A 21,365-nucleotide genomic window follows, 5' to 3' on the forward strand; every position below is an offset into this window, starting at 1 on the left:
GCGACTTCCTCAGCGAGACGGGAACCCACCGGGCCGCGGCCGGCGCGGCAACCAGGACGGGACGCCGAGGCGGATCCCACGGCGGATGCCCAGCTTACGATCTCAAGGAGCGCGGCCGGCCCAGCTGGATCTTCAGCAGGACGTCCCGCGCTCAGGATACGCATCCGGGCTGTGCGGGACCGCTCAAGCGGACCCGGCGGACCCGGCGGACCCAGGCGACTCTCCGGACCTGGCGGACCCATCGGACTCTCCGGACCCGGCGGACCCCGTGGAGCGGAGGCGATCGAGGACGCGGGCGTACGTCCGGCGGGACTCGGCCTCCCGGTAGTCCGCGTCCACATCGTGGTAGCCCCGGTGCCGCTCCTGGTGGACCGGCAGCTCCTTGTCGGGCACCACGAGTGTCCCCGGCAGGGCGAGCGAGAACTCCAGGTCGGCGTTCCGGTAGAAGCGCGCCTTCTCCGGGAACCCGCCCACATCCAGCGCCGCGGACCTCTTAACCGCGAACAGGTAGCCGAGCAGGGCCGTGACCTTCCCGGGCCCCGCGTCCTCCCAGTCGCGTCCGCCCGGCGCCGGCTCGGCTCCGCGCCATCCCGCCGCGACCGCGCCGCCGTCGATCGCCTGGACCAGCGGCGTGATCGCGTCGCCGTCGAGGATCGTCGAGGTCTCCATCACCACGTGCACGTCGCCGTCGTCGAGCCGCAGCAGTTTGGTACGGCTCTCGCCCCATCCGGCCGAGCCTCCGGCCCAGTGGGGCCTCTCGGCGACATGCCATTCCTGGATCCGGTCCGGATGGCGCTCGGCCAGCTCGTGGAGGGCGACCCCGGCCCCGTCCACATCGCCCAAGTCCAGCGCGAGGATCTTGGCGTCCGTGTGCTCGATCAGAGCCTCCACGCATCGCCGTACGTCATCGGGCCAGCCATCGACCAGCAACCCCACGGTCACCGCCGTCGTCGTCCCCGCGCCTGCCGTACCGGTCTCGACTGCCGTGTCGGGGGCGGCGGTCGTGGGCCCCCGATCCGCCTCCGTCGTTGGATCGGCGGCGACCCTGGCCTCCGGGTTGGCCCGGGCGATCGACTGGTCGATCCGCGACGTTGCCGAGCTGCCGTCCCACAGGAGCTGCGACGCGACCATCGACGCGGTGCCCGACGGCGTCAGGCCGGTCTCGATGGTGCCGCCGGGCGCGATGTCCTGCTTGACCTCGTGACGTGCGGCGTCGTCGGTCGCGTCGGTGGCTTCCCGGGCGTTCTCGGCCAGAGGCTGCGGCATGGCCGAACCGGTCGCGTCACCGGCGTGCTCGGGCGCCTGGGTCTGCTTCGCCGTCCCGGTGCGGGGATCGTCGTCACTCCCCCTTTGCGAGGTCGCAGGGTCGGAGATCCTGGGCCGCTCGGAGCCACGACCGCCCGTTCGCTCAGAGGCGACACCGCGCCCGGACGTCCCGCCATCGCCGGCGTCCGTCCCGGTGCCGGTCACAGCCTCGGTGCCGGACGGCCTGACGCCGGTCACAGTCCCGTGCGGGGACGGCCCGGCATCGCCTGCCGTACCCAGATCGGTCACGGCGAAGACCGGCAGGGACCGCACGGTCGGCCACACGTCGAACGGGGGCCGCGGGGTCAGCTCGAAGCCGCCCTCGGTGTCCCGGACGTCCCAGCCGTGACCTGCGATCTCGTCGCGCAGGGCGTCGGCGCCGCCGAAATCCCGGCCGGCCCGGGCCTGGGCCCGCCGCTGCGCCAGCTCGATCACGTGATGCGGCGGCTCACTGGTCTGGGGGGTCTGGCAGGTCTGGGTCGCCGGTCCGTTCGATTCACTGATTCGCTCGCTCACGAATCGGACGCTACCCAGAGCCGATCCAGCCAATCACCGGCCGATCACCGGCCGATCAGCCGTCAGGAGAGCTGGACGACGGCCCGCGCTTTCGACAGGACCCTGGAGTCACCGGACCTCGCGTTCACCACGACGACGATCCGCTTGTCCTCCAACTTCTCCTCGATGAGGCCGCTGATCGTGATCGTCGCGCCGTTGTCGTCGTCCGGCACGACCACCATGGACGAGAAGCGGACGCCGTAGTCGATGACCGCGGCCGGGTCACCCGCCCAGTCCGTGACGAACCGGCCGCCCTGGGCCATCGTGTACATGCCGTGCGCGATGACGTCCGGCAAGCCGACGGACTTGGCGAAGCGCTCGTTCCAGTGGATGGGGTTGAAGTCGCCGGAGGCTCCCGCGTACTTGACCAGGTTGACCCGCCGGACCTGGTAGTCGACGGCCGGGATCTCCTGGCCCACCTCGACCTCGTCGTACTTGACCGTCGCAGCCATGGTTACGCCGCCCCTCCGCGCTCGACGATGGTGTTGTAGGTGCGGCAGACCAGCTCGCCCGTGGTGCTGGTGACGTCGCTGCGCAGGGTCAGGAACTCGTTGCGGCCGGCATCGCGGATCTCGGTGATGGTCGAGGTGCAGAGCAGCTCGTCACCGGGGTAGACGGGACGCTGGTACTCGAACCGCTGCTCACCGTGGACGACCATGGCGTAGTTGAGCCCCAGATCGGGATCAGACAGCGCCTCGCTCGCGCCCGACAGGCTGAAGACGATGGGGAAGGTCGGCGGGGCGACCACGTCCGGATGTCCGGCCGCGACTGCGGCCTCCTTGTCGTGATAGATCGGGTTGTCGTCGCCGATCGCGTCGGCGAACTCCTTGATCTTCACACGACAGACCTCGTAGGTGGCGGACGCCTCGTAGGTCCGCCCGACGAAATCACGGTTCAAAGCCATCAGGCCCGTGCTCCTTCGTGGCTGCAGAGCTGTTGAGGCCGACGGTAACAGAACAAGGTTCGGCTGTCGTGGATCGGCTTACGCCCTCCGCCGGCGGAACAACCGTAGCGACCCCGGTGAGCGGACCATCTGTCGTCCGAGGCCAACGAATACCCGTGTCGTCCTGTGCGGACACGACAAACCGGCGTCCCACGAATGGAACGCCGGTCGTACGTATGAAGTGTCGCTGAAGAGCGCACCCGCCCAAGGGAACGCCGCCACAAACTCACGACAGGACTGTGCCGGGTCTCGCGGTGCGCCTGGTGGCACTTGCCCCGTTTGAGAGGGCACAGCGGGCAGTACTTCACAAGTGCCGCCCAGCCGGAGACGCGGCTTAGCGGGTCTCGCGGTGCGCCTGGTGGCACTTGCCCCGTTTGAGAGGGCACAGCGGGCAGTACTTCAGAAGTGCCGCCCAGCCGGAGACGCGGCTTAGCGGGTCTCGCGGTGCGCCTGGTGGCACTTGCAGTTCGGGCAGTACTTCTTCAGCTCAAGCCGATCCGGGTCGTTGCGCCGGTTCTTCCGCGTGATGTAGTTGCGGTGCTTGCACTCCTGGCAGGCCAGCGTGATCTTCGGCCTAACGTCTGTGGCAGCCACGTGGGAGTGCCTTTCTACGTCTGGGACTACTGGACAACCCAGGCCCGGTCGCCTACGAGGAGAGACCTGGCAAGGGTAGTAGCGGAGGCCGGACTTGAACCGGCGACACAGCGATTATGAGCCGCTTGCTCTGCCTGACTGAGCTACTCCGCCTGGACCGGAAAAACAGGGACCGGCCACGCAAGGATACCCGACCTGTACGGCTCTCGCGCACACGCGCGAAGCCATGATCGGGCTCGGGTATCGCGGTGAGGAAACCCCACCACACCGAAAGCCCCACCCGAACGGCTCGGACAGGACTTTCCTCGCTTCATCGTAACGCAGGGCGATCCATGCTCTCACCGTGATTTCCGTACGCCAGGACGGGCAGCACGGCATGGAGGATGAGACGAAGGCGGCATGCCCGGGATCTAGGAACAGGGCACACCCAGCACCAAGCCGAACCCGAGCTGGCTGTACAGCTCCAACTGATCGAAGTACTCCCGGTGCGTGACGATCTTGTCCTTGGCGACATGGGCGGCACATGAGGCCCGGACTGTGACCCGGCGGCCGGTTCCCTCCAGCGTGCGTCCGTCAGGTAGGAGGAAGGGTCCCGTATGGGTACCGGTGATCGTCCATTCCGTGATCGCGGGTTGGTCGCAGTCGACCTCGAACCAAGGCGTCTGGCGGTAGTCCGGGAAGCCCTTGAAGAGATGCGAGTAGAACCAGGCGATCTGCTCATGTCCCTCTCCTATGCCTGCCGGCGTTACGAGGACGGCCTCCGGGCTGTAGCACTCGAGCACCCGGTGCAGGTCGTGAGCATTGACCGCGTCGCACAGCCGGTGTTTGACTTCCCAGGAAGTAGACATGACGGTGGCCTTCGCTCATGCGGGACGAGCCTTTGTCCGCCCGCCGAGGCCCGCTGCCTCGACGGCATCGAAACGACGTTACCAACCCGATCCAGGCGTGGAAAACCCCTGTGCTCGTGATCTGCCCAGCTCAGGTGGCCGAGAGCGATGTCACCCTGAGGGGGTCGATGCGGTCACGCGGATGCGGCTTGAGCCTCCAGTAGGGGGAGGCGCGAGGGTGGGGGCATGGACGGCGACGCGCTCTACTCGATCGGCGATCTGGCCCGGCGGACCGGGCTGACGGTCAAGACCGTCCGGTTCTACTCCGATCGCGGGATCGTGCCGCCCACTGACCGCAGCCCGGCCGGCTACCGCCTCTACGACATCGACGCCGTCGCACGCCTGGACCTTGTGCGGACGCTGCGCGACCTCGGACTCGACCTTCCCACGATCCGGAAGGTCGTGGACCGGGAGATCTCGTTCCCCGAGGTCGCCGCGGCGCACGCGGAAGCACTGGCGACGCAGATCCGGATGCTGCGCCTGCGGCGCGCTGTGCTGACGGCGGTGGCAAGGCGCGGGTCCACCCCTGAGGAGTTGGATCTCATGCACAAGCTGGCCAAGCTGTCCGAGGACGAACGGCGACGCCTGATCGGCGACTTCCTCGACACCGCCTTCGGCGGCCTCGACCCCACCGCCGGATTCGCAGGCATCAGGCGCTCGATGACCCCCGAACTGCCCGACAACCCCGAGACGGAGCAGGTCGAGGCGTGGGTGGAGTTGGCCGAGCTGTCCCAAGACCCGGATTTTCGCGCCGCCATGCGCCGTACGGCTGAGCAGCACGCGGCCGAGCGCGCCCAAGGCGGGGCCGAGGGGCTGCGCCGCGACGCGGCCGCGATCGTCCGTGACCTGGCCGGCCCGGCCCTGGTGGGCGGCATCGACCGGGTCTCGGCCCAGGCCGATCCCGTCGTCGCGGCTGTCACGGCTCAATACGCGGACCTCTCCGGCCGCCCCGACGACGCCGGCCTTCGGCGTCGGCTGCTGAGCATCCTGGAGACCGCGAACGATCCTCGCCGGGAGCGATACCTCAAGCTGCTCGCGGTGATCAACGACTGGCCGGCGCCGGAAAGCCTGGCGCCGGTGTTCGACTGGTTCATCCAGGCATTGCGCGCCCGAATCCCAGGGACGGCCTACTGCGGTGACCAATAATGGTCACCGGTTGTTTCCGCCTCATGTGGCAGGGGGTGGCCGGACAAGGTCGCCGATCAGACCTGCCCGGGCCCACGAACCGCCGTGCTTCGGCCTGATCCATGCCGCACTTGTACCATCACGACGCCTCTCGGGTGGCCAAGCCCCAGACACCAAAAAGGCCGCCTCCGGTGGTCCGGTAGCGGCCTGTTCGCGCTGTTCAGAGTGGAGCCCCCAAACGGAATCGAACCGTTGACCTTCTCCTTACCATGGAGACGCTCTGCCGACTGAGCTATAGGGGCGCGCCCGCCTGCGCTCTCGCGTCGCGGACAGGTGTAACCATACACGTCCACGACGACCGATGCGAAATCAATCGCGCCGCTCTTTCCGAGCCGCCGCCGTGGGTCACGGCGGCTCGGAAGGGGTCGGCAGAGTGCCCGACAAATCGGCTTTGCCCTTCTCCCCTGGGGGGAGCTTCGCCGTGATCTCATATCGGGCGAAATACCCCTTGCCCTTGACCGGGACGATGCTGCTCAGCGTCACGGTCGCGGCGTACGGCTTGTCCAGGCAGTGCGGCAGGCACCAGGTCCCGCTCAGGTTGCCGGCCCCCGAGGCCCGGGTGGGCCCCCACGTCCGCCAGGTCACCTTGTTGAGCGTGCTGAACTCGGAGAGCACCAGATCAGCGGGCCTCTGGTCGGCCCTGCCCTGCTCCGCGCCGTAGAAGTTCAGCACATACACCTCGGTCGCGGTGGCGACAGCCGTACCGGACGAGCCGCAGGCGGTCGCGCCGAGGCCGAGCGCGCACAGGCCGGAGACGGACAGAAAGACGACCGGCAGGCGCGCCCTGCCGGGCGTGGTAGGCAGGCGCATCGGTTCCCCCTCAGGGGTCTGTTTCCCTGACGACGCGGGGGTTACGCCTGTTGTTCCGGCTACCGAACGGCCGTCCGCAGGCCGCCGCCCTCGCGCGGGAACGGAATGACCTCACATAGATCGGCAAGGTCGACGAACCGGGCGACTTCCTCGACCGAGAGGCAGTCGGCGACGAGCCAGCCGTTCCGCCGGACACGGAGCACCTGACGGCCGCAGCGATGCGCCGGCACGATCTCGTATCCCCTCGGTCCCACCCACCGCCTGCTCATAGGTGAACAACCTATCGAATTTCCCCATCCATTTCTTGGATTGACACAGGCCCCAGAGGGACGCCGGTTAAGTCCCGGCCTAACGAACACCAAGTGGTCCGGCGCACATTGGGCGTGACCTTCAGGAACGAGACATCACGATCGAGGAGGAACGATGTCCGCCGACCGGCCTCAGACCCGGCCCCAGCAGGAGTCTCCGCAGGAGTCCCAGTCCCCGCCGCAGTCCGACTCCCCGCAGGAGTCCCAGTCCCCCAACTTGCTGGGCATCCGCATCACCCACCGAGCCATGCGCGCGGACGCGCGCCGCCTCGCCGAAGCCGCCAACGCGATCGCCGATGGCCGCAGGCCCTGCGACGGGCGGCGCGCCGAGGCCATCCGCGGGTTCGTCGTCCAGTTCTGCGATGGCATCCACCATCACCACACAGTGGAGGATGAGGTGCTCTGGCCCATCATCGTCCGGTCGGCGGGCGCCGAGGTGGATTTGAGCGACCTCACCGAGGACCATTCCGAGCTGGACCCGCTTCTCAACGAGATCCGGGCCGCCGCGAAGACGCCGGCCGACCTCGCCGTGCCGCTGACCCGACTCGCGGACCTGCTCGACGAGCACATCGAGGAGGAGGAGCGGCTCATCTTCCCGATCATCGAGCGACACGTGTCCGTGGAGGATTGGGAGCACGTGGAGAACGCGGCCCGCGAGGGTGGCAACATCAGGTTCGACCTGCCGAGGATCGAGCAGTACGCGAAGCCGGCGGAGCTGGTGGAGCTGCGCAAGCTGGCGGGTCCCGTGCTGATCGTTTTCCTGGCGCTGCTCCGCCCCGGACACCGCCGCCGCCAGCGCCTCATCTTCGGCTCCGCCTGAACCGTTGCCCGCGGCCCCAAACCGGCCTGGGGCCTGGTGGGCGGCTCGCCGGGCTCAGCTTCCGGTGGCAGAGGCCCGGGCACGGTCGGCCGTCGCCTCCCAGTGCGGTGAGCCCACCTGCCGGGCGACCTCCGCGGCGCGCTCGTAGTGACCGGCCGCCGCCTCCGGCCTGCCGAGGAACATGGCGAGATCGCCCAGCGTGTGAGCGATCGGGCCGAGCGTGACCGATCCGGTGCTGAACCCGGCCAGCTCTTCATCCGCGGGGAGGAGCAGCCGATAGCACTCCCCGGCCGCCTCGCGGGCGCCCAGCGCGATCGCGTTGTCGGACCGCATCGCCATCGCGAGCAGCCAGTAGTAGTCCCGGCGCGGGAGCTCGTCGGCCGGCCAGACGGCCCGGGCGTCCTCCAGACGGCCGGCGGCGACGAGGGCCCGCGCGTAGTACTCCGCGATCTGAGGGAGGCGTTCCCATACGGGACGGACCTCATCCACCGACTCGTGGGCGCGCCCGCACGCCAGCCGCACCGTGAACCTCGCCAGCGCGCCCATGATGGCGCCGTTCAGGCCACCCGTCTGGGCCATCCGCTCCGCCAGCGCCGTGTAGACCCTCTCGGCCCGCTCGAACTCCCCCTTCACCACCAGATGGAGGGCGTCGAGAAAGGCGAGGATCCCCAGCGCGTGACCGAGCTGGCCGCTGGTGGAGTGCTCCGCGGCCTTGTCGGCGTGCTTGCGGGCGGTGGCCCAGTCGTTGCGGCCCAGCGCGACCATGCACAGGGAGAAGTGGCCGAGCGTCTGATATCCGAGCAGCCCGGCGGACGCCGACACCTCCAGCAGGTCGTGGCCCAGCGCCTCCAACTGGGCCCGCTTGCCCGGCTCGAAACAGGCCCAGTACGCGGCGTTGAGCGCCATGCAGAGCAGACGGGGGTCGCCGGTGCTCCGTGCGAGCTCCAGCGCCTCCGCGCTCGCGGTCTCGATGCGGTCCTGGTCGTATCCCTCGATCAGGTGGCACAACATGACCAGCATGCGGCAGCGGAGCTCCCCCGGCTCGGCCGGCATCGAGTCCTCCACGATCCGGACCAGCTCGCGATCGAGCAGGCCATCCGGCTGGATCGTCCAGATGACGGGCGCGTCGAACGACACCACTGCCCACGCCATGGCCTCCCGGTCGCCGATCCTCCGCGCGACGGACAGCGCCGCGGTCCTGTTCGCCAGCGCCGCCTCGACGTCTCCGGCGTGGGCCTGCGCGGAGACGAGGCCGCACAGCAGGTCGAGCCGGGTCGTCTCGGGCGGGTCACTCGCGAGTTCCAGCGCGCCGAGCGCTCCCTCCAGCAGCGCGGCGGCCTCCCGGTGCGCGTACAGGCCGGACGTCTGGCGGGCCGCGCGCGCCGCGTACTCGGCGGCGGTGAGCGCGGTCGCCGTCGTCGCGGCCGCTAGGGCGTGGTGGGCCAGTGCGCCGACGTCGCCGGGCCGCACCTGCTCCAGCGCCGAGAGGACCTTGCCGTGCATCCTCGTACGGCGGAGCCGGGGGATGTCCTCGTACAGGGTCTCCCGTACGAGCACGTGGGCGAAGCGGACATGCCCCGGGCGCGGCTCCTCCAGCAGCCCGGACAGCACACCGGCCTCCAGGCCGTCGAGCACCGTGTCCTCATCGGCTCCCGGCATGGCGATCAGCACGTCGGCGTCGGCCTCCCTGCCGAGGATCGCCGCGTTCCGCAAGGTCGTCTGCGCCGTCCCGGGCAGGCGGGCGACGCGGCGGCGGATCAGGTCGCGGACACCGGGCGGCAGGGCACGGGCGGCCGACGGCCCGTCGATGGCGAGCAACCGCGCGGTCTCGGTGACGAACAGGGGGTTGCCTCCGGTCCGCTCGGTCACGGTCCGGACGGTGGCCGGGTCCACCTCCATCCCCGATCGTCCCAGGAGCAGCCGCGCCACGTCGTCCTCTCCGAGGCCGCCGAGCGTCACGTTCTCCGCAGCCTGTACGGCGAGCGCGGCGCCGGTGGCCATCAGGTCGAGACCGGCTTCCGAAGGACGGTGGGTCAACACCACGAGGACGGAGGTGTTCGCCAGCCGTACGGCAAGGTGGCGGAGCAGTTGCAGGGTCTCCTCGTCGGCCCGGTGCACGTCCTCCAGCACGATCAGCAGCGGGCCCGGCACGCCTTCCAGGTAGTCGCCGACGGCCCTGGCCAGCCAGAACTGGCCGACGGGGGCCGCGCCGTCGGTCAGCAGCGGGGCCAGCCGTACGGCGATCTCGGGAGACGGGGCGACGGTGGCGGACAGGTGACGCAGGACCTCGCTCCACGCCCAGGCGGGCGGCACGCCGCCGACGGTTTCGGGGCATCGCCCCACCACGGTCTGCCAGCCGTCTCCGGACAGGTGCCGGACGAGGGCGCCGGCCAGCGTGCTCTTGCCGGATCCGGCGTCGCCGCCGAGCCACGCCACCCGGAAGCCCTGCCTGGCCTGATCGGCGGCGGCGACCAGCCGGGCGAGCTCCGCCGTACGGCCGATCATCTCCGCGTGCGGGGGCGACGCCGAGCGGGCGGGCCGCGCGGGCGCGGGGGTGGGGGCCGGGGTGGGCGGGGGCACGTGAAGGGAGGGGGCCTGCGCGAGGATGTCCGCCTCCAGGGCCCGCAGCGGCGGGCCGGGATCGACACCGAGCTCGTCGGCCAGCAGTTCGCGGGTCCGGCGCAGCGCCGCCAGGGCGTCCCCCTGCCGCCCAGCCCGGTAGTAGGCCAGGGCGAGCAGCCGCACCGCGTTCTCGCGCAGCGGATGGGCCTTGACGTGGCGCTCCAGCTCCGGAACCACCTCGGCGTGACGGCCGAGCGCGAGCCCGGCTTCGGCGCGATATTCGACGGCGGCCGTCCGCAGCTCTTCGAGGTGGACGGCCTCGGGGACGGCCCATTCCTCGTCGGCGAACTCGGCGTACGCCCGGCCGGTCCACAGCCGGAGCGCCACGTCGGCCGTCTCCAGGGCCTTCGCGGGCTGTCCTTCGGCGAGCGCGGCCGCCGCGGCGTCGACCAGCCTCGGGAACCGCCAGGCGTCGACGACCTCCACGTCGAGGTCCAGCCGGTAGCCGGGGGGCGCGCTGACCAGCACGCGGGCCGCGGTCCGGGGAGCGCGGCCCGGCTCCAGGATGCGGCGCAGGTTGGAGACGTAGACCTGCAGAGCGCCGAGGGCTCGCGGCGGGGGCTGCCCATTCCACAGGTCCTCGATGAACCGGTCGGTCGACACCACCTGTCCCTGCGCGCAGACCAGCCTCGCCAGGACCGCCCGCTGGAGCGACGAGCCGAGGTCGACGGGTTGACCGGCGACGTCAGCCTCGATGCGCCCTAATATCCGCACTCGCACCATAACGGGAGAAGCATAGGACGGGGATGACATGAAAACGGCTTATCGCACAACCCGCTTTAAGCCGGATAGTGGTAGTAACCGACAAGGTCCTTCAGCACGGTGACGTCGTCCATCCGGATTCGCGTGCCCGTCGCGAAAGCATTGATCATCTTTCCGCCGCCGACATAGACGCCGACGTGATGCGTCTTGTTGTCCGTGCCGTAGAAGACGAGGTCGCCGGCCTGGGGAACCTCGACGCGGCGAAGCCTCCGGATATGGTCGTCGGTGTTTCCCCTGCCGAGGACGTCGTCGCCGAAGGCCTGGCGGTAGACCCAGCGGGTGAAGCCGGAGCAGTCGAGCCCGCGCGTCTTCTCGGCGGGGCAGGGCCGTACCGCGCCGTGATAGCCCCGGCACGTCCCCCGCGAAGGCCCAGGCAGCGCCCCGTGACCGCCCCCCCAGGAGTACGGCACGGCGCCCTGGGTGGCGTACGCGACCGTCACGGCTTTGCTGAGCTCGTCATTGAGCGGCGCCGACGCGGCGGCCAGCGCCAGCACGGCGACGCCAAGAGTGAGCCACCCCCTGACCGACCCCATGAAACGTGACAATAGCCGCTGAACCGCTTTTGTGTGGCGATGGGAATCCAGGGCCCTCTACTTACGGCGATCGGCGCTGCGACAACCTACTGTTACTCTCGGTAATTGAATGGCCATGCAGGCGTCTCCGTGGCGCCGTTGGTCCGGAAATACGTCCACGGCGACGAACACCTCAGATGCCGGCGGAAAGGGATACCACCGTGGAGACGTGGGGGGAACGATCCCTCGCCCGGTGGGCGGTGGTGAGTTGCGCGGGGAGCTCGATCTCCACGCCGCCGGTCAGGCGCTTGTGGTCAGGTGAGGGGCCGGGTGAACGTCCAGCCCGCTTCCAGCAGCGCGTCGACCGCCCGTACGGCTGCCGCGAGCCGGTCGTCCGGGGAGCCGGTGACCACCACATGGGGAAGCCCCCTGTCCGTGAGCTCCTGGCGGAACCGCCGGTCCATGCCATGGCGGATGTGCTCGCCGTCGCGCCAGCCGTCCTGCTCGAACGGCACCTCCTCGGCGGACGTGTGGATCCACAGGTCATGCCGCGCCCGCTCGTGCATCCGGAGGACTTCCCCGGACACTGTGCCGAGATAGCGCTCGTGCCACAGGGACGTGGCGAGGGCGTCGGTGTCGCAGACGAGGAGCGGTGAGCCGGCACGGGCCGCCGCGTCCTCCCAGACGAGCTGCCGCTCCGCGATGACGGTGAACTCCCCGGAGTCCCATCGGAGGTCGTCGAGCCACGGCTCCGGCCGGCCGCTCTCCTTGGCCGCCCGCCGGGCCGACGCCAGTTTCTCCTCGCAGTAGGTCCTGCCGTACTCGGGAACCCAGCGGGTGGCGGCCCAGACGCCGCCGCGCGCGGCGAAGCGGGCGGCCAGCGCCCGGGCGAGGGTCGTCGTCCCGCTCGACTCGGCTCCCACGACCACGACTCGCCGGGCGAGATGGGCGCGCACAGCCGGCCGGAGCCACGGCCAGGCGGCCACGGGGTCCTCCCGCACGAGGGTGCCACTGACCGGGAAGCGCTCGCGCGCCGGGTCGACACCGACGTGGGCGGCGGCGAACCTGCGGGCCAGCTCGGGCCCGTAGGGCTCGGACGAGAACACCGCGTCGATCGCCGGAGCCGAGCCGTGCGCCAGTGCCAGCGCGTGGCGGAACACCTCCACATGCGCCGACCAGATCTCGGGATCGTCATAGTCGATCTCGACGTCGTCGACCACGGGCGCGATGACGACATGCGGTTGCGGATGGGCCTCCCGCAGCCACGCCGTACGGCACGCGAGCGGGATGCTCTCCACGCTGGAGGCGGCGACGACGACGGTGACCTGGGCGCAGCGCTCCGCCGCGGTGTCGATGAGGTGATGGTGGCCGGCGTGCGGCGGATAGAACTTCCCGATCACGAGCCCGTGGGAGAAGGCGGCCGTCATGCCGTTGTCCCCGCCGCGCCCGTCGCGGCGACCGGCAGGGAACGGGCGGCCAGCTCCCGCCGCCAGGAAACCAGCCCCGCGACGCAGAGCCCGAGGAAGAGCACGTAGAGGGCACTGGTGAGGTAGAGCGCCTTGTACGCGTAGAGCGGGATGTAAATCAGATCGGCTGTGATCCACAACCACCACGACTCCACCAGCTTGCGGCACTGGCCGTACGTCGCCATGAGGGACAGCGCGGTGGTCAGCGCGTCCCAGAACGGCACAGCGGAGTTGGTCCACGTGGCCAGGACGGCCGTCAGGAGGACGGTCACCGCGCCGCCGGAGACGATCAGCCACAGCCACTCCACCGGGCGGGTCACGGAGATGGCGAGCCTGCTCCGGCCGGCTCCGCCGTACAGCCACTCCCACCAGCCGTAGAGGCCGAGCACGATGTAGACGATCTGCAGGGCCGCGTCCGCGTACAGGCCGACGGCGAGGAAGACGAGGCCCAGAAAGACCACGTTGGCGATGCCGATCGGCCAGTTCGCCATGTGCTGGCGCACCACCAGCCAGACGGTGAGCACCCCGGTCGCGAAGCCGAGCAACTCGGCCCAGCTCGTGGACGCGCCCATGAACGTGAAGGCGGGCTCCAGTAACGGCCCCAGCAGATCGGTCAGCGCCACCCACGACCTCCTTAATCGTCACAGTGACGATAACAAACGATCAGCGAGCGGGGAACGCCTTTTCGTGGGCGGTCGAGTTTTCCGTGTACGCCCCCGCGGCCTGGCGAGACTTCCGAACGCGCGCCAAACGATCTTGCCGTGGCTCCGCCACTGCCGGAGGCACCTGACAGGCTGTCGCCATGACGCACCAGGACGCACCAACCTTCATTCAGGTCAGCGGCCCGCAGGCGATGTCTCCTGAGCTGAGGCGGGAGCTGATCGACTGCTGGGTCGTGGTGAGCAACGCAGGTGGCGCGGCGGGCTTTCCTTTCCCTCCGGTCACTTTCGACGAGGTGGCACCGGTCGCCGATCAGCTGATCGGCGGTCTCGACCCACAGCGCAGCCGGCTCCTCCTGGCCTTGGCCGGTGGGACGGTCGCCGGCTGGCTGAATGTGCGCCGGGACATCAATCCGCTGATCGCACACTGGGGGACGGTGCACCATGTCCAGACACATACCGGCCACCGCGGGACGGGGATCGGCGCCGAGTTGATGCGCCGCGTGCGTGACGTGGCACGTGAGCAGATGGGCCTGGAGCAACTTCACCTCGCCGCGCGGAGCGGCATGGGGCTCGAGGATTTCTACGGCCGGCTGGGCTGGAAGGAGATCGGCCGGTGGCCCGGCGCCCTGCGGCTCGCTCCCGGCGACGACCGAGACGAGATCCTCATGGCGCTCAAGCTCTAACCGCCCGGTGCGGGGCTGCCCTGGAAGCGAGCGACTTCCGAGGGCAGCGCCGCCGCGATCCACGTTTATAAAAAGATCGGGTTCGTCGAGGAGGGACGGGCACGCGAGTCCTTCCGTCGCGACGGCAAGTGGTACGACATGATCATGATGGGCCTTCTTGAGCACGAGCTCGTCGGCCTCTGAGCTTGAACGCCCGCGTGCCCGGCGGCCGGCGCTGTGGCAACATGGCCGCCCCCCGTCGGCAGGTGAAAAGGGCGCTAGCCGCGAGGCGCGTACATGATGATCAGGACGCCCAGTATGCAGACGATCGCCCCGATCGCATCCCATCGATCAGGGCGAAAGCCGTCCACCACCATGCCCCACACCAGCGAGCCCGCCACGAACACTCCCCCATAGGCGGCGAGGATCCGGCCGAAGTTGCCATCCGGCTGAAAGGTCGCCACCAGCCCATACAGGCCGAGGATGACGAACCCGGCCCCGGCCCACAACAGCCCGCGCTGCTCCCTCACCCCCTGCCATACCAGCCAGGCCCCGCCGATCTCGGCGAGCGCGGCCAGCAGGAACAAGACCAGGGAACGGGCGACGGTCACGGATGCGACTGTAAAGGAGCGCCCACCGCGCCCTTACGCCGCCAAGGCAACGCGAGCAGGTCCCAGTGCCGGCCGTACCCCGTCATACGACGGCCGCCCCGCACTCAAGACTTGAGGGCCATCGTGGCGAGGTGGCGGGCGATGCCGTTCGTATCGGTGTCCTGCACGTTGCTGAGCACGACTACTTCGATGTCGTCATCGGGCAGGTACATGTTGCTCGCCGCGTAGCCCTGGAGAAGACCCGGATGGTACCGGAGCCGGTGCCCCTGGAGCCGGTCGACGAGCCAGCCGAAGGCGTACGCGCTCGACGGCAGGTTGAGGCAGCCGTTGGAGGGGCACGGCGCCTGGGGCGTGAACGCCTGCTTGACGGTGGCGGGTGGCGCGACCAGGTGCGCGCCGAACGCGCGGTCCCAGCGCGCGATGTCGTCGGCGGTGGAGTAGATGCCGGTCGCGGAGAACGCCTCGGAGCCGTTGATGGGCGGGGCCGCTGATCCGAGCGTGAAGTAGCCCTTCGCGTACCCGTCGGGCGGATTCCCCCTGCTGTAGCCGGTGTGCCGAAGCTTCAGCGGGCCGGTGATCAGCTTGTGCAGCACGGTGCCGTACGGCTTGTGCGTCACCGACTGGATGATCGCGCCGGCCAGGATGAAGCCGGAACTGCTGTACTTCCAACTGGTCCCGGGCGCGAAGTCCAGTGGCAGGTTCACGAACCGCTGGATGAGCTCCCGGGTCGTGGTCGGTTGCGACAGCTTCTCGAAGAAGCCGGGCAGCCCCTGGATGTCGGGGATGCCCGAGGTGTGCGTGAGAATCTCGCGGATCGTGATGGGCCGCCACGCCGTCGGGCAGGCGTTGATGTATGCCGGGACGAGATACGGACAGACCGGATCGTCCAGGTCGAGCAGCCCACGGTCGCGCAGCTTGAGCACGAGCATCGCGGTGAACTGCTTGGTGACCGAGGCGAGCCGGAAAACCGTGTCCGGCCGGTTGGGGATGTGCTTCTCCTCGTCGGCCTCGCCTGCGGCGAAACGCGCCAGCACCTCGCCACGACAGACGACCAGGGCCGAGCCGGTGAACTTCTTCTTCGCGGCCAGATCCCGCAGGTACGCCCGCATCGCCGGAGCGGTCCCATCACACTGCCGTGCCGGTGAGGTGACCGCGTGCGACTCCTGGGTGGGGTGGCTCGTGGCGTCCGACACGCTGTCCTGATGGTTGTAGGAGTTCGCGCTCGTGTCCGCCTTCTGCCAGTTGTACGGCAGAGCCCGCGAATCCGTCTCGCCCTTCTGGGCCGGCGTCACGACAAGCGTGATATCGCGGAGCAGGTGCTGACGTTGCCGCTGCCGCTCGCGCTCCAACTGCCGCTGCTTGTTGCGTTGCTTGGCGGGATGGGGCTCATGGGCTCGGGCATAGTTACGAGGGGCCGGGTGATCGACGCCGAGGCCGGTCACGACGGTGCCCCCGGCGGATGCCGCGATGGCAGGAGTGCCCAAGGGTATGGCCCCACTCGTTAGTGCGGCGCTGATCGCAAGGCACGCGACAACTTTAGGACACTTGGGCATTTTCTCCCCTTGAACGTACCACTGTCCCGAAAACTTCCGACATTTCTCCGAATCGGGTGGGCCCCGTTCGAGAACACCCGGCGGACCATTCTTCTGGGGGCCTTGCTTTCCGTTCACTGGAGTCACAAACGGCGATCGACGCCTTTTTCCTTCCGCATATCTCTTTGTTAACGCTACTCGATGGTCACTGGCCGCCTCAGCCGAAAATGTCAGTTATTTCCGGACCCGATCGGCAACCGACCTGAATTACACGCCACGAAAGGCGCTACAGAAGGACATTGCGACTATAGGCGGGCCTACCAGGGCCTACAAGGGAAGGACGTGCATACCGACTATATGATCTTAGGGCGACGTTCGAGGAGGTGGCGGACGCCCCGCCATACAAAGGTGGTCCTCCGAGAGCGTGATGGCGGCGTCGTTCCCTGAGTCTGTGATTACAGCCCCATCCCGGTCCACAAGCCCAGACCGGCAGCCCCTCGAGATGAGCAAACCATCGAAGCACCGCTTCCTTCGTCGCGGAAATGGTGGAATTTAATCCCGTACGCCCCGGGCGGCGAATACAGTACACCTCGGGGCGGCAAATCTCGTATGCCTCCGATGGCGAATCGCGATCACCATCTTTCCCTGAGGCGTGAGGGACTGTTGCAGTACTCGTTGCAGGAGTAATGGCACGCGAGTCGTCGCGGTGGACGGGACAGGAACCCAAACCGCATTAGCGGCGCCATCCTTGACCGGCTCCTACATCACTGAGTGGTCCTCGCGATCAACAGACCCAGCTACCACCTTAAGAACCACTGGCCGCCGTCGATACCCACATCACTACCGCCGGCTAGCTACAAGCTCCTGTGAGAGTTGGCAGAACGGGACCGTAATCATCGCAGGCCAAAGTGTGGCAGGCATGGCTGCAGGCCGTGAATCTCCACCGGGACCGGATTGGTGAAACTGTCTCGATCGAGGCGCAGGCGCTGCTGAACGGCCCGCTGGCCGCGCACCTGGTGCACCGACAGGCCGTCGGGCTGGTAGCCGAGCTTGCCGGAGACGGCCAGCGAAGCTGGGTTATCCAGAAAGGCGCTGGACGCCGCCGTCTGCGCACCGAGCCCAGCGAAGGCCAAATGCAGTACAGCGGCACGCATCTCGGTGCCAAGACCGTGGCCCTGATGAGCGCGGCCCAGCCACGAGCCGGTATGCACCTCACGGGTAACCAGAAAGTCGGAGGCGGATACGTCCTGAGTACCGACAACGCGTCCCTTATGAACGACGACGAAGTTGCAGCACCAATGCTCCGGTCGCCACCGCGAGATAACGCCGAGATGAAACCGGACGATGTTGCCTGGTAGCTCGTCTACGGGGGCGTCGGTCCAGGGGATGCCAAAAGGCATCAAATCCGGGTCGTGGATGCCCTCCAGGGCTCGGTCAGCCAGTTCGTCGAGATCGTCCAGAGTTGGCAGTCGCAGTTCAAGCCGAGGCGTGGTCAATCGCAGGTTAAGCAGGGGCCAATGGCGCATACTGTCCATTGTTCCGATCTTCCCCGATGCGGTCATTCGAATTACTGGCGTCTGGACGACCTGGCCGTGGCCGGCCATGGCGGTGAGCCGTCTCGACAACGGAGACGAGCCGCCAACCCCGCACTCAGAACACGCATAGCCGGCGCCCGGGGGTCGAACCCTGAACCTATGGATTACAAAGAAGTCGGCACAGCGACGCACCACGCGACCGATCCCGCTTCACCACACCGTGCCCGAAGCCTGTGCGCGGCTGGCGCCCGGTCAACCCCCCGAAGGCCACCGACAGGGCGATGGAGGCGGCGCTCGCCAGGGCCCGGAAGCTTCCCGGGTACGCGGGCAGTTGGCTGGACCAGAGCTCGCCGGAAGATCGGGCGCGCCTCGTCCTCGGTCTTTCCGTACGGGGCATGGAAACCGTCCTTGCCGAAGTTCATGGTGCCCAGTGACAGGCGGCTGACCCGGAGCCCCGCGCGGCAGCGCTGCCCGTGGATCTGCTCGGCGATCACGACGTCGCCGTTCACGGCCTGATGGACGATCTCAAACTTCACCTGCTCGAAGCTGGCACCCCCTTCCACAGGCGCACGACCGCCTCGCGGCCGTGGACCTCGTCGCCGTAGCCGTGGAAGACGACGCCGGGGTGGAGGCAGGGGGCGAGCTCGTCGGCGTTCTTGGTGTTGAAGGCCGCCAGGAAACGGCGTGCCAGAGTGTCGTTGTCGTGGCTCATGGAGTCGGGATGGAAAAAATTGGACCCGCAAGTACAGAAAACCGCCCTGGAGTCGGCACCGATCGAGCGGGACGGTGACCGGGCCGGGCTCCAGCCCGCGGCCGAGGCCGTCCGGGAACTGGTGCACCGGCACCTGGAGCACGAGGAGCCACTGCTGTGCGCTCAGCACTTGTCGTAGTCTGACGGCTGCCGACGAGAGTTGGAGGAGCACGAGTGGATCACCTCGGCACGACCACCTGGTCCACTTCGGACGTCGCACCCCGGGAGGCCACCGAGTACTGGCGCGATCTCGTGTGCGCGACCTTCGTGCAGGTTCGGGTCGATCCGCTGGGGGCCACCGATCTGACGGGGACCGTGAGCCACTCCCAAATCGGCCGGATGGGCGTTTCGCGGTTGACCGCCGGTGCACAGAGCGTGCACCGGGACAGGTCAGTCATCGCCAGCGGCGACGACGAGTACCTGCTCGTCAACATCCAGCTCGACGGGCGCGGTCTGGTGGGCCAGCACGGACGGGATGCCGTCCTCTCGCCTCGTTCGCTGGTGTTCGTCGACAGCAGCCAGCCTTACTCGATGAAGTTCACGGACACCTTCGCGCAGCTGGTGATCCGGATTCCGCAGTCACTGGTGCCCAGGCGCGATCTGCGCGCGGCCACGGCGGTGGAGCTGCCGGGCACCGGGCCGGCCGGGGTGGTCACGACCTTCCTCGCCGGCATCGGCGGGCTCGAACCGTCGCAAGCCCATGAGCTCGTGCCCCACGCACTGGGCCTCATCGACACTGCTCTCGGCTGGGCGGCTCGCACCACGTCCGGTGAGGACGCCGGTCCTGCCTACGTGAGGGAACGGATCCACCAGTTCCTGCGCCTGCACGCCGCGGACCCGGAGCTCGACGCCGACCTTGTGGCGGCGGCGTGCGGGGTCTCCCGGCGCACGCTCTTCCGGGCGCTGACGGGCGGGGAATCGTTCGGCAGGCAGCTGCGCCGGCTGCGGGTCAGCATGGCCCAGGATCTGCTGCGCGGCAAGCCGTCCTGCCCGCTGGACGTCGTGGCGGGGAAGTGCGGGTTCAAAGGCGCGGCCCAGTTGCACCGCGCTTTCAAGGCGGTCACGGGCCTCACACCGGGGGAGTACCGCGAGGCTACCTGGCACTCGTAGTCACACGTCCGGGCACGGATCGTCAGATCACCAGGGATGCATCCGGTGATACTCGGGGACATGTCCGAGAATTCGTCCACTTTCGACGGTCGGCTGCTGATCGGCGCCAGCGGATCGGCCGCCGTCGCCCTGTTGCCGATGTTCGTTTCCGCGCTGCGCGGCTCCTTCACCGGAACCATCACGGTGCTCATGACCTACACCGCCACGAGGTTCATTCCGGCGTCGACGGTCGCCTTGTTCGCCGACAAAGTCGTCACCGGTGACGATCCGGCCACCTTTGCAAGGGAGAACCACCAGAGCCTGACGGCGGAGAACGACCTGCTGGTTGTGCTTCCGGCGACCGCGAACCTGCTGTCGGCGGCCGCGGCCGGGGCCGCGCCCAACCTGCTGACCGCCGCGATCACAGCAGCACCCGCGCCCGTGGTGTTCTTCCCGGTGATGTCATCGGAAATGTGGGCGAACCGCGCGGTGCGGCGCAACGTCACGCAGTTGCGTGAGGACGGGCACGTCGTCGTCGACCCGGCCATGGCTCCCCGCTACGACGTGGCGGCCGGGGCGTTCGTGGAGAGCCCCGCACCGCCGGCACCGCCGCGATTCGTCGAGCTCGTCCGGGAGCACCTCGAGCCGTGACCGAAGATCGTCGGCGGTCCGAATACGCCTGACGTCCAGCTCGGGTGTATTGAAACGAAATGCACGTGATTTTGTGCTTGTGAGTCCATTTCCTGGGGTCTACCGTTCCGTTGGCGTAGGACGCCGGCGCCGACGACGTTCTGGTGTCCAGTGGGGGTGGTTTCGCGGACCAGGTGCGGGAGTTGACCAGCGGCGAGGGCGCGCACGTGGTGTACGACGGCATGGTTAGAAGGGCACTCTTCCCCGCCTGGGACCTGACTTGGCTCACGTTTCAAGATCATCGTTGAGTGCAAGGCGCTGACCTCGCGGTTTCCAGTCGGGAACGGCGAAAAGTGCGCACTAAGTCGATCACATCTCTACTCTGGTGGGCGTGTCTCCGTGCGTGCGGACGGTGAAGACGGCCTCAGGCGCCCGGGCGGTGCAGGTCGTCCACTCCTCCCGCCGCGGGTCCGGCCAGATCGAGCACATCGGGTCGGCGCACGACGACACCGAGCTGGAGACGCTCAAGGCGGTGGCGCGTCAGCGACTGGCCGCCGGCCAGCACGAGCTGGACTTGGGGCTCGACGACGGGCCGGCGGCGGGCGGGCCGCTGGAGATCGTCAGCTCGCGGATGGAACGGATCGAAGGGTTCATGGCGGCCCACGATCTGCCGGACGTCACGATCGTGGCCGACGCCGGGATGATCTCCGAGGCGAACAAGCAGATGGGGACTGGTTGCAGCCCTCGCGGGGTGATGCGGAGCCGAACACGACTGACGATCCAGGCGGCCCATGAATGCCAGGATGCCTAATAACCGTTACGCCGCCCTGACTTGCGAAAACGCCACCAAGGTCATTGCACGGATATTGGTGGACCGGCGACACATGATCGCTCGAGGCGGCCTACGGCTGCAAAGGCCGGAGAAACAGAAGAGGCCCCGTAGGGCCTCTGAGCTGTGGTTCTGCTGGTGGCAGGTGCAAGGTTCCAACTTGCGTAGGCTGAGCCGACGGTTTTACAGCGCGTGACCATTCCCGGTTCCTCGATGCTCTTGACCTGCGTCGGAGCCCGCTCGTTCGGCCCTGTCCGGCAAGATCATTGCACATATATTGCACGGCTAACGCCCC

22 protein-coding genes and 2 tRNA genes are annotated in these 21,365 nt (G+C 68.5%); 7 read left to right on the top strand and 17 right to left on the bottom strand.

The window, feature by feature from the left end; translation table 11 throughout:
• Positions 1 to 183 precede the first annotated feature (183 nt).
• The 6 genes from N5079_RS17070 to N5079_RS17095 form a co-directional block, all read right to left on the bottom strand.
• Entirely contained in the window at positions 184 to 1,821 is a 1,638-nt protein-coding gene (locus N5079_RS17070) for a hypothetical protein (protein WP_261584826.1), read from the bottom strand.
• 62 nt (positions 1,822 to 1,883) lie between these two features.
• On the bottom strand, positions 1,884 to 2,312 hold the full coding sequence (locus N5079_RS17075; protein WP_261584827.1) for a MaoC family dehydratase: 429 nt from the start codon (positions 2,310 to 2,312) through the stop codon (positions 1,884 to 1,886).
• A 2-nt stretch (positions 2,313 to 2,314) separates the two neighbouring features.
• On the bottom strand, positions 2,315 to 2,764 hold the full coding sequence (locus tag N5079_RS17080) for a MaoC family dehydratase N-terminal domain-containing protein (RefSeq protein WP_261584829.1): 450 nt from the start codon (positions 2,762 to 2,764) through the stop codon (positions 2,315 to 2,317).
• Between the two features lie 468 nt (positions 2,765 to 3,232).
• Positions 3,233 to 3,397, bottom strand: coding sequence for a 50S ribosomal protein L33 (rpmG, locus tag N5079_RS17085; RefSeq protein ID WP_203881979.1), 165 nt, complete (start codon positions 3,395 to 3,397; stop codon positions 3,233 to 3,235).
• Between the two features lie 79 nt (positions 3,398 to 3,476).
• Positions 3,477 to 3,550, bottom strand: a tRNA-Met gene (locus N5079_RS17090).
• 257 nt (positions 3,551 to 3,807) lie between these two features.
• Positions 3,808 to 4,245: an ester cyclase gene (locus tag N5079_RS17095; RefSeq protein ID WP_261584830.1), complete on the bottom strand. Its 438-nt coding sequence runs from the start codon at positions 4,243 to 4,245 to the stop codon at positions 3,808 to 3,810.
• A gap of 225 nt (positions 4,246 to 4,470) precedes the next feature.
• Here N5079_RS17095 and N5079_RS17100 point away from each other — a divergent pair, with 225 nt between their 5' ends.
• Positions 4,471 to 5,430: a MerR family transcriptional regulator gene (locus N5079_RS17100; RefSeq protein ID WP_261584831.1), complete on the top strand. Its 960-nt coding sequence runs from the start codon at positions 4,471 to 4,473 to the stop codon at positions 5,428 to 5,430.
• A gap of 205 nt (positions 5,431 to 5,635) precedes the next feature.
• Here N5079_RS17100 and N5079_RS17105 read toward each other — a convergent pair.
• From N5079_RS17105 to N5079_RS17115, 3 genes are all read right to left on the bottom strand, one after another.
• Positions 5,636 to 5,711, bottom strand: a tRNA-Thr gene (locus tag N5079_RS17105).
• Positions 5,712 to 5,814: 103 nt separating this feature from the next.
• A complete protein-coding gene (locus N5079_RS17110) occupies positions 5,815 to 6,279 on the bottom strand; it encodes a hypothetical protein (RefSeq protein WP_261584832.1) in 465 nt (154 codons plus the stop codon).
• A 59-nt stretch (positions 6,280 to 6,338) separates the two neighbouring features.
• Positions 6,339 to 6,548 carry a transposase gene (locus tag N5079_RS17115; RefSeq protein ID WP_261584833.1) on the bottom strand — a complete coding sequence of 70 codons (210 nt, stop codon included), beginning with the start codon at positions 6,546 to 6,548 and terminating at the stop codon, positions 6,339 to 6,341.
• Between the two features lie 154 nt (positions 6,549 to 6,702).
• Between N5079_RS17115 and N5079_RS17120 the strand changes: the two genes are divergently transcribed.
• The gene (locus N5079_RS17120) at positions 6,703 to 7,407 is read left to right on the top strand and encodes a hemerythrin domain-containing protein (RefSeq protein WP_261584834.1); all 705 of its coding nucleotides are present in this window, start codon (positions 6,703 to 6,705) and stop codon (positions 7,405 to 7,407) included.
• Between the two features lie 54 nt (positions 7,408 to 7,461).
• On the opposite strand, the gene N5079_RS17125 is transcribed toward N5079_RS17120, so the two are convergent.
• The 4 genes from N5079_RS17125 to pnuC all read right to left on the bottom strand — a co-directional run bounded on the left by N5079_RS17125 (position 7,462) and on the right by pnuC (position 13,392).
• Positions 7,462 to 10,752 carry a BTAD domain-containing putative transcriptional regulator gene (locus tag N5079_RS17125; RefSeq protein ID WP_261584835.1) on the bottom strand — a complete coding sequence of 1,097 codons (3,291 nt, stop codon included), beginning with the start codon at positions 10,750 to 10,752 and terminating at the stop codon, positions 7,462 to 7,464.
• 56 nt (positions 10,753 to 10,808) lie between these two features.
• On the bottom strand, positions 10,809 to 11,324 hold the full coding sequence (locus tag N5079_RS17130; RefSeq protein WP_261584836.1) for a C40 family peptidase: 516 nt from the start codon (positions 11,322 to 11,324) through the stop codon (positions 10,809 to 10,811).
• Positions 11,325 to 11,617: 293 nt separating this feature from the next.
• On the bottom strand, positions 11,618 to 12,730 hold the full coding sequence (locus N5079_RS17135) for an AAA family ATPase (protein ID WP_261584837.1): 1,113 nt from the start codon (positions 12,728 to 12,730) through the stop codon (positions 11,618 to 11,620).
• On the bottom strand, positions 12,727 to 13,392 hold the full coding sequence (gene pnuC, locus N5079_RS17140) for a nicotinamide riboside transporter PnuC (RefSeq protein WP_261584838.1): 666 nt from the start codon (positions 13,390 to 13,392) through the stop codon (positions 12,727 to 12,729). Before pnuC ends, N5079_RS17135 begins: the two co-directional genes overlap by 4 nt.
• A gap of 179 nt (positions 13,393 to 13,571) precedes the next feature.
• On the opposite strand from pnuC, the gene N5079_RS17145 reads away from it, so the two are divergent.
• Positions 13,572 to 14,114 carry a GNAT family N-acetyltransferase gene (locus tag N5079_RS17145; RefSeq protein ID WP_261584839.1) on the top strand — a complete coding sequence of 181 codons (543 nt, stop codon included), beginning with the start codon at positions 13,572 to 13,574 and terminating at the stop codon, positions 14,112 to 14,114.
• 257 nt (positions 14,115 to 14,371) lie between these two features.
• Here N5079_RS17145 and N5079_RS17150 read toward each other — a convergent pair whose 3' ends face one another.
• The 4 genes from N5079_RS17150 to N5079_RS17165 all read right to left on the bottom strand — a co-directional run bounded on the left by N5079_RS17150 (position 14,372) and on the right by N5079_RS17165 (position 18,483).
• Positions 14,372 to 14,704 (bottom strand): YnfA family protein, encoded by a 333-nt coding sequence (locus N5079_RS17150; RefSeq protein WP_261584840.1) that lies wholly within the window; start codon positions 14,702 to 14,704, stop codon positions 14,372 to 14,374.
• A 104-nt stretch (positions 14,705 to 14,808) separates the two neighbouring features.
• Positions 14,809 to 16,188 carry a serine hydrolase domain-containing protein gene (locus N5079_RS17155; protein ID WP_261584841.1) on the bottom strand — a complete coding sequence of 460 codons (1,380 nt, stop codon included), beginning with the start codon at positions 16,186 to 16,188 and terminating at the stop codon, positions 14,809 to 14,811.
• 941 nt (positions 16,189 to 17,129) lie between these two features.
• The gene (locus tag N5079_RS17160; RefSeq protein ID WP_261584842.1) at positions 17,130 to 17,771 is read right to left on the bottom strand and encodes a GNAT family N-acetyltransferase; all 642 of its coding nucleotides are present in this window, start codon (positions 17,769 to 17,771) and stop codon (positions 17,130 to 17,132) included.
• Positions 17,772 to 18,303: 532 nt separating this feature from the next.
• Entirely contained in the window at positions 18,304 to 18,483 is a 180-nt protein-coding gene (locus N5079_RS17165) for a nuclear transport factor 2 family protein (protein WP_261584843.1), read from the bottom strand.
• A 19-nt stretch (positions 18,484 to 18,502) separates the two neighbouring features.
• Between N5079_RS17165 and N5079_RS17170 the strand changes: the two genes are divergently transcribed.
• The 4 genes from N5079_RS17170 to N5079_RS17185 all read left to right on the top strand — a co-directional run bounded on the left by N5079_RS17170 (position 18,503) and on the right by N5079_RS17185 (position 21,052).
• A complete protein-coding gene (locus N5079_RS17170) occupies positions 18,503 to 18,661 on the top strand; it encodes a hypothetical protein (RefSeq protein WP_261584844.1) in 159 nt (52 codons plus the stop codon).
• Positions 18,662 to 18,696: 35 nt separating this feature from the next.
• Entirely contained in the window at positions 18,697 to 19,632 is a 936-nt protein-coding gene (locus N5079_RS17175) for an AraC family transcriptional regulator (protein ID WP_261584845.1), read from the top strand.
• A gap of 60 nt (positions 19,633 to 19,692) precedes the next feature.
• Positions 19,693 to 20,262 carry a flavoprotein gene (locus tag N5079_RS17180; protein WP_261584846.1) on the top strand — a complete coding sequence of 190 codons (570 nt, stop codon included), beginning with the start codon at positions 19,693 to 19,695 and terminating at the stop codon, positions 20,260 to 20,262.
• Positions 20,263 to 20,632: 370 nt separating this feature from the next.
• Entirely contained in the window at positions 20,633 to 21,052 is a 420-nt protein-coding gene (locus N5079_RS17185) for a hypothetical protein (RefSeq protein ID WP_261585086.1), read from the top strand.
• The last annotated feature ends 313 nt before the right edge of the window (positions 21,053 to 21,365 follow it).

Origin of the sequence: Planotetraspora sp. A-T 1434 (genome assembly GCF_025420585.1) — a bacterium.
Taxonomy (GTDB): domain Bacteria; phylum Actinomycetota; class Actinomycetes; order Streptosporangiales; family Streptosporangiaceae; genus JAOEGB01.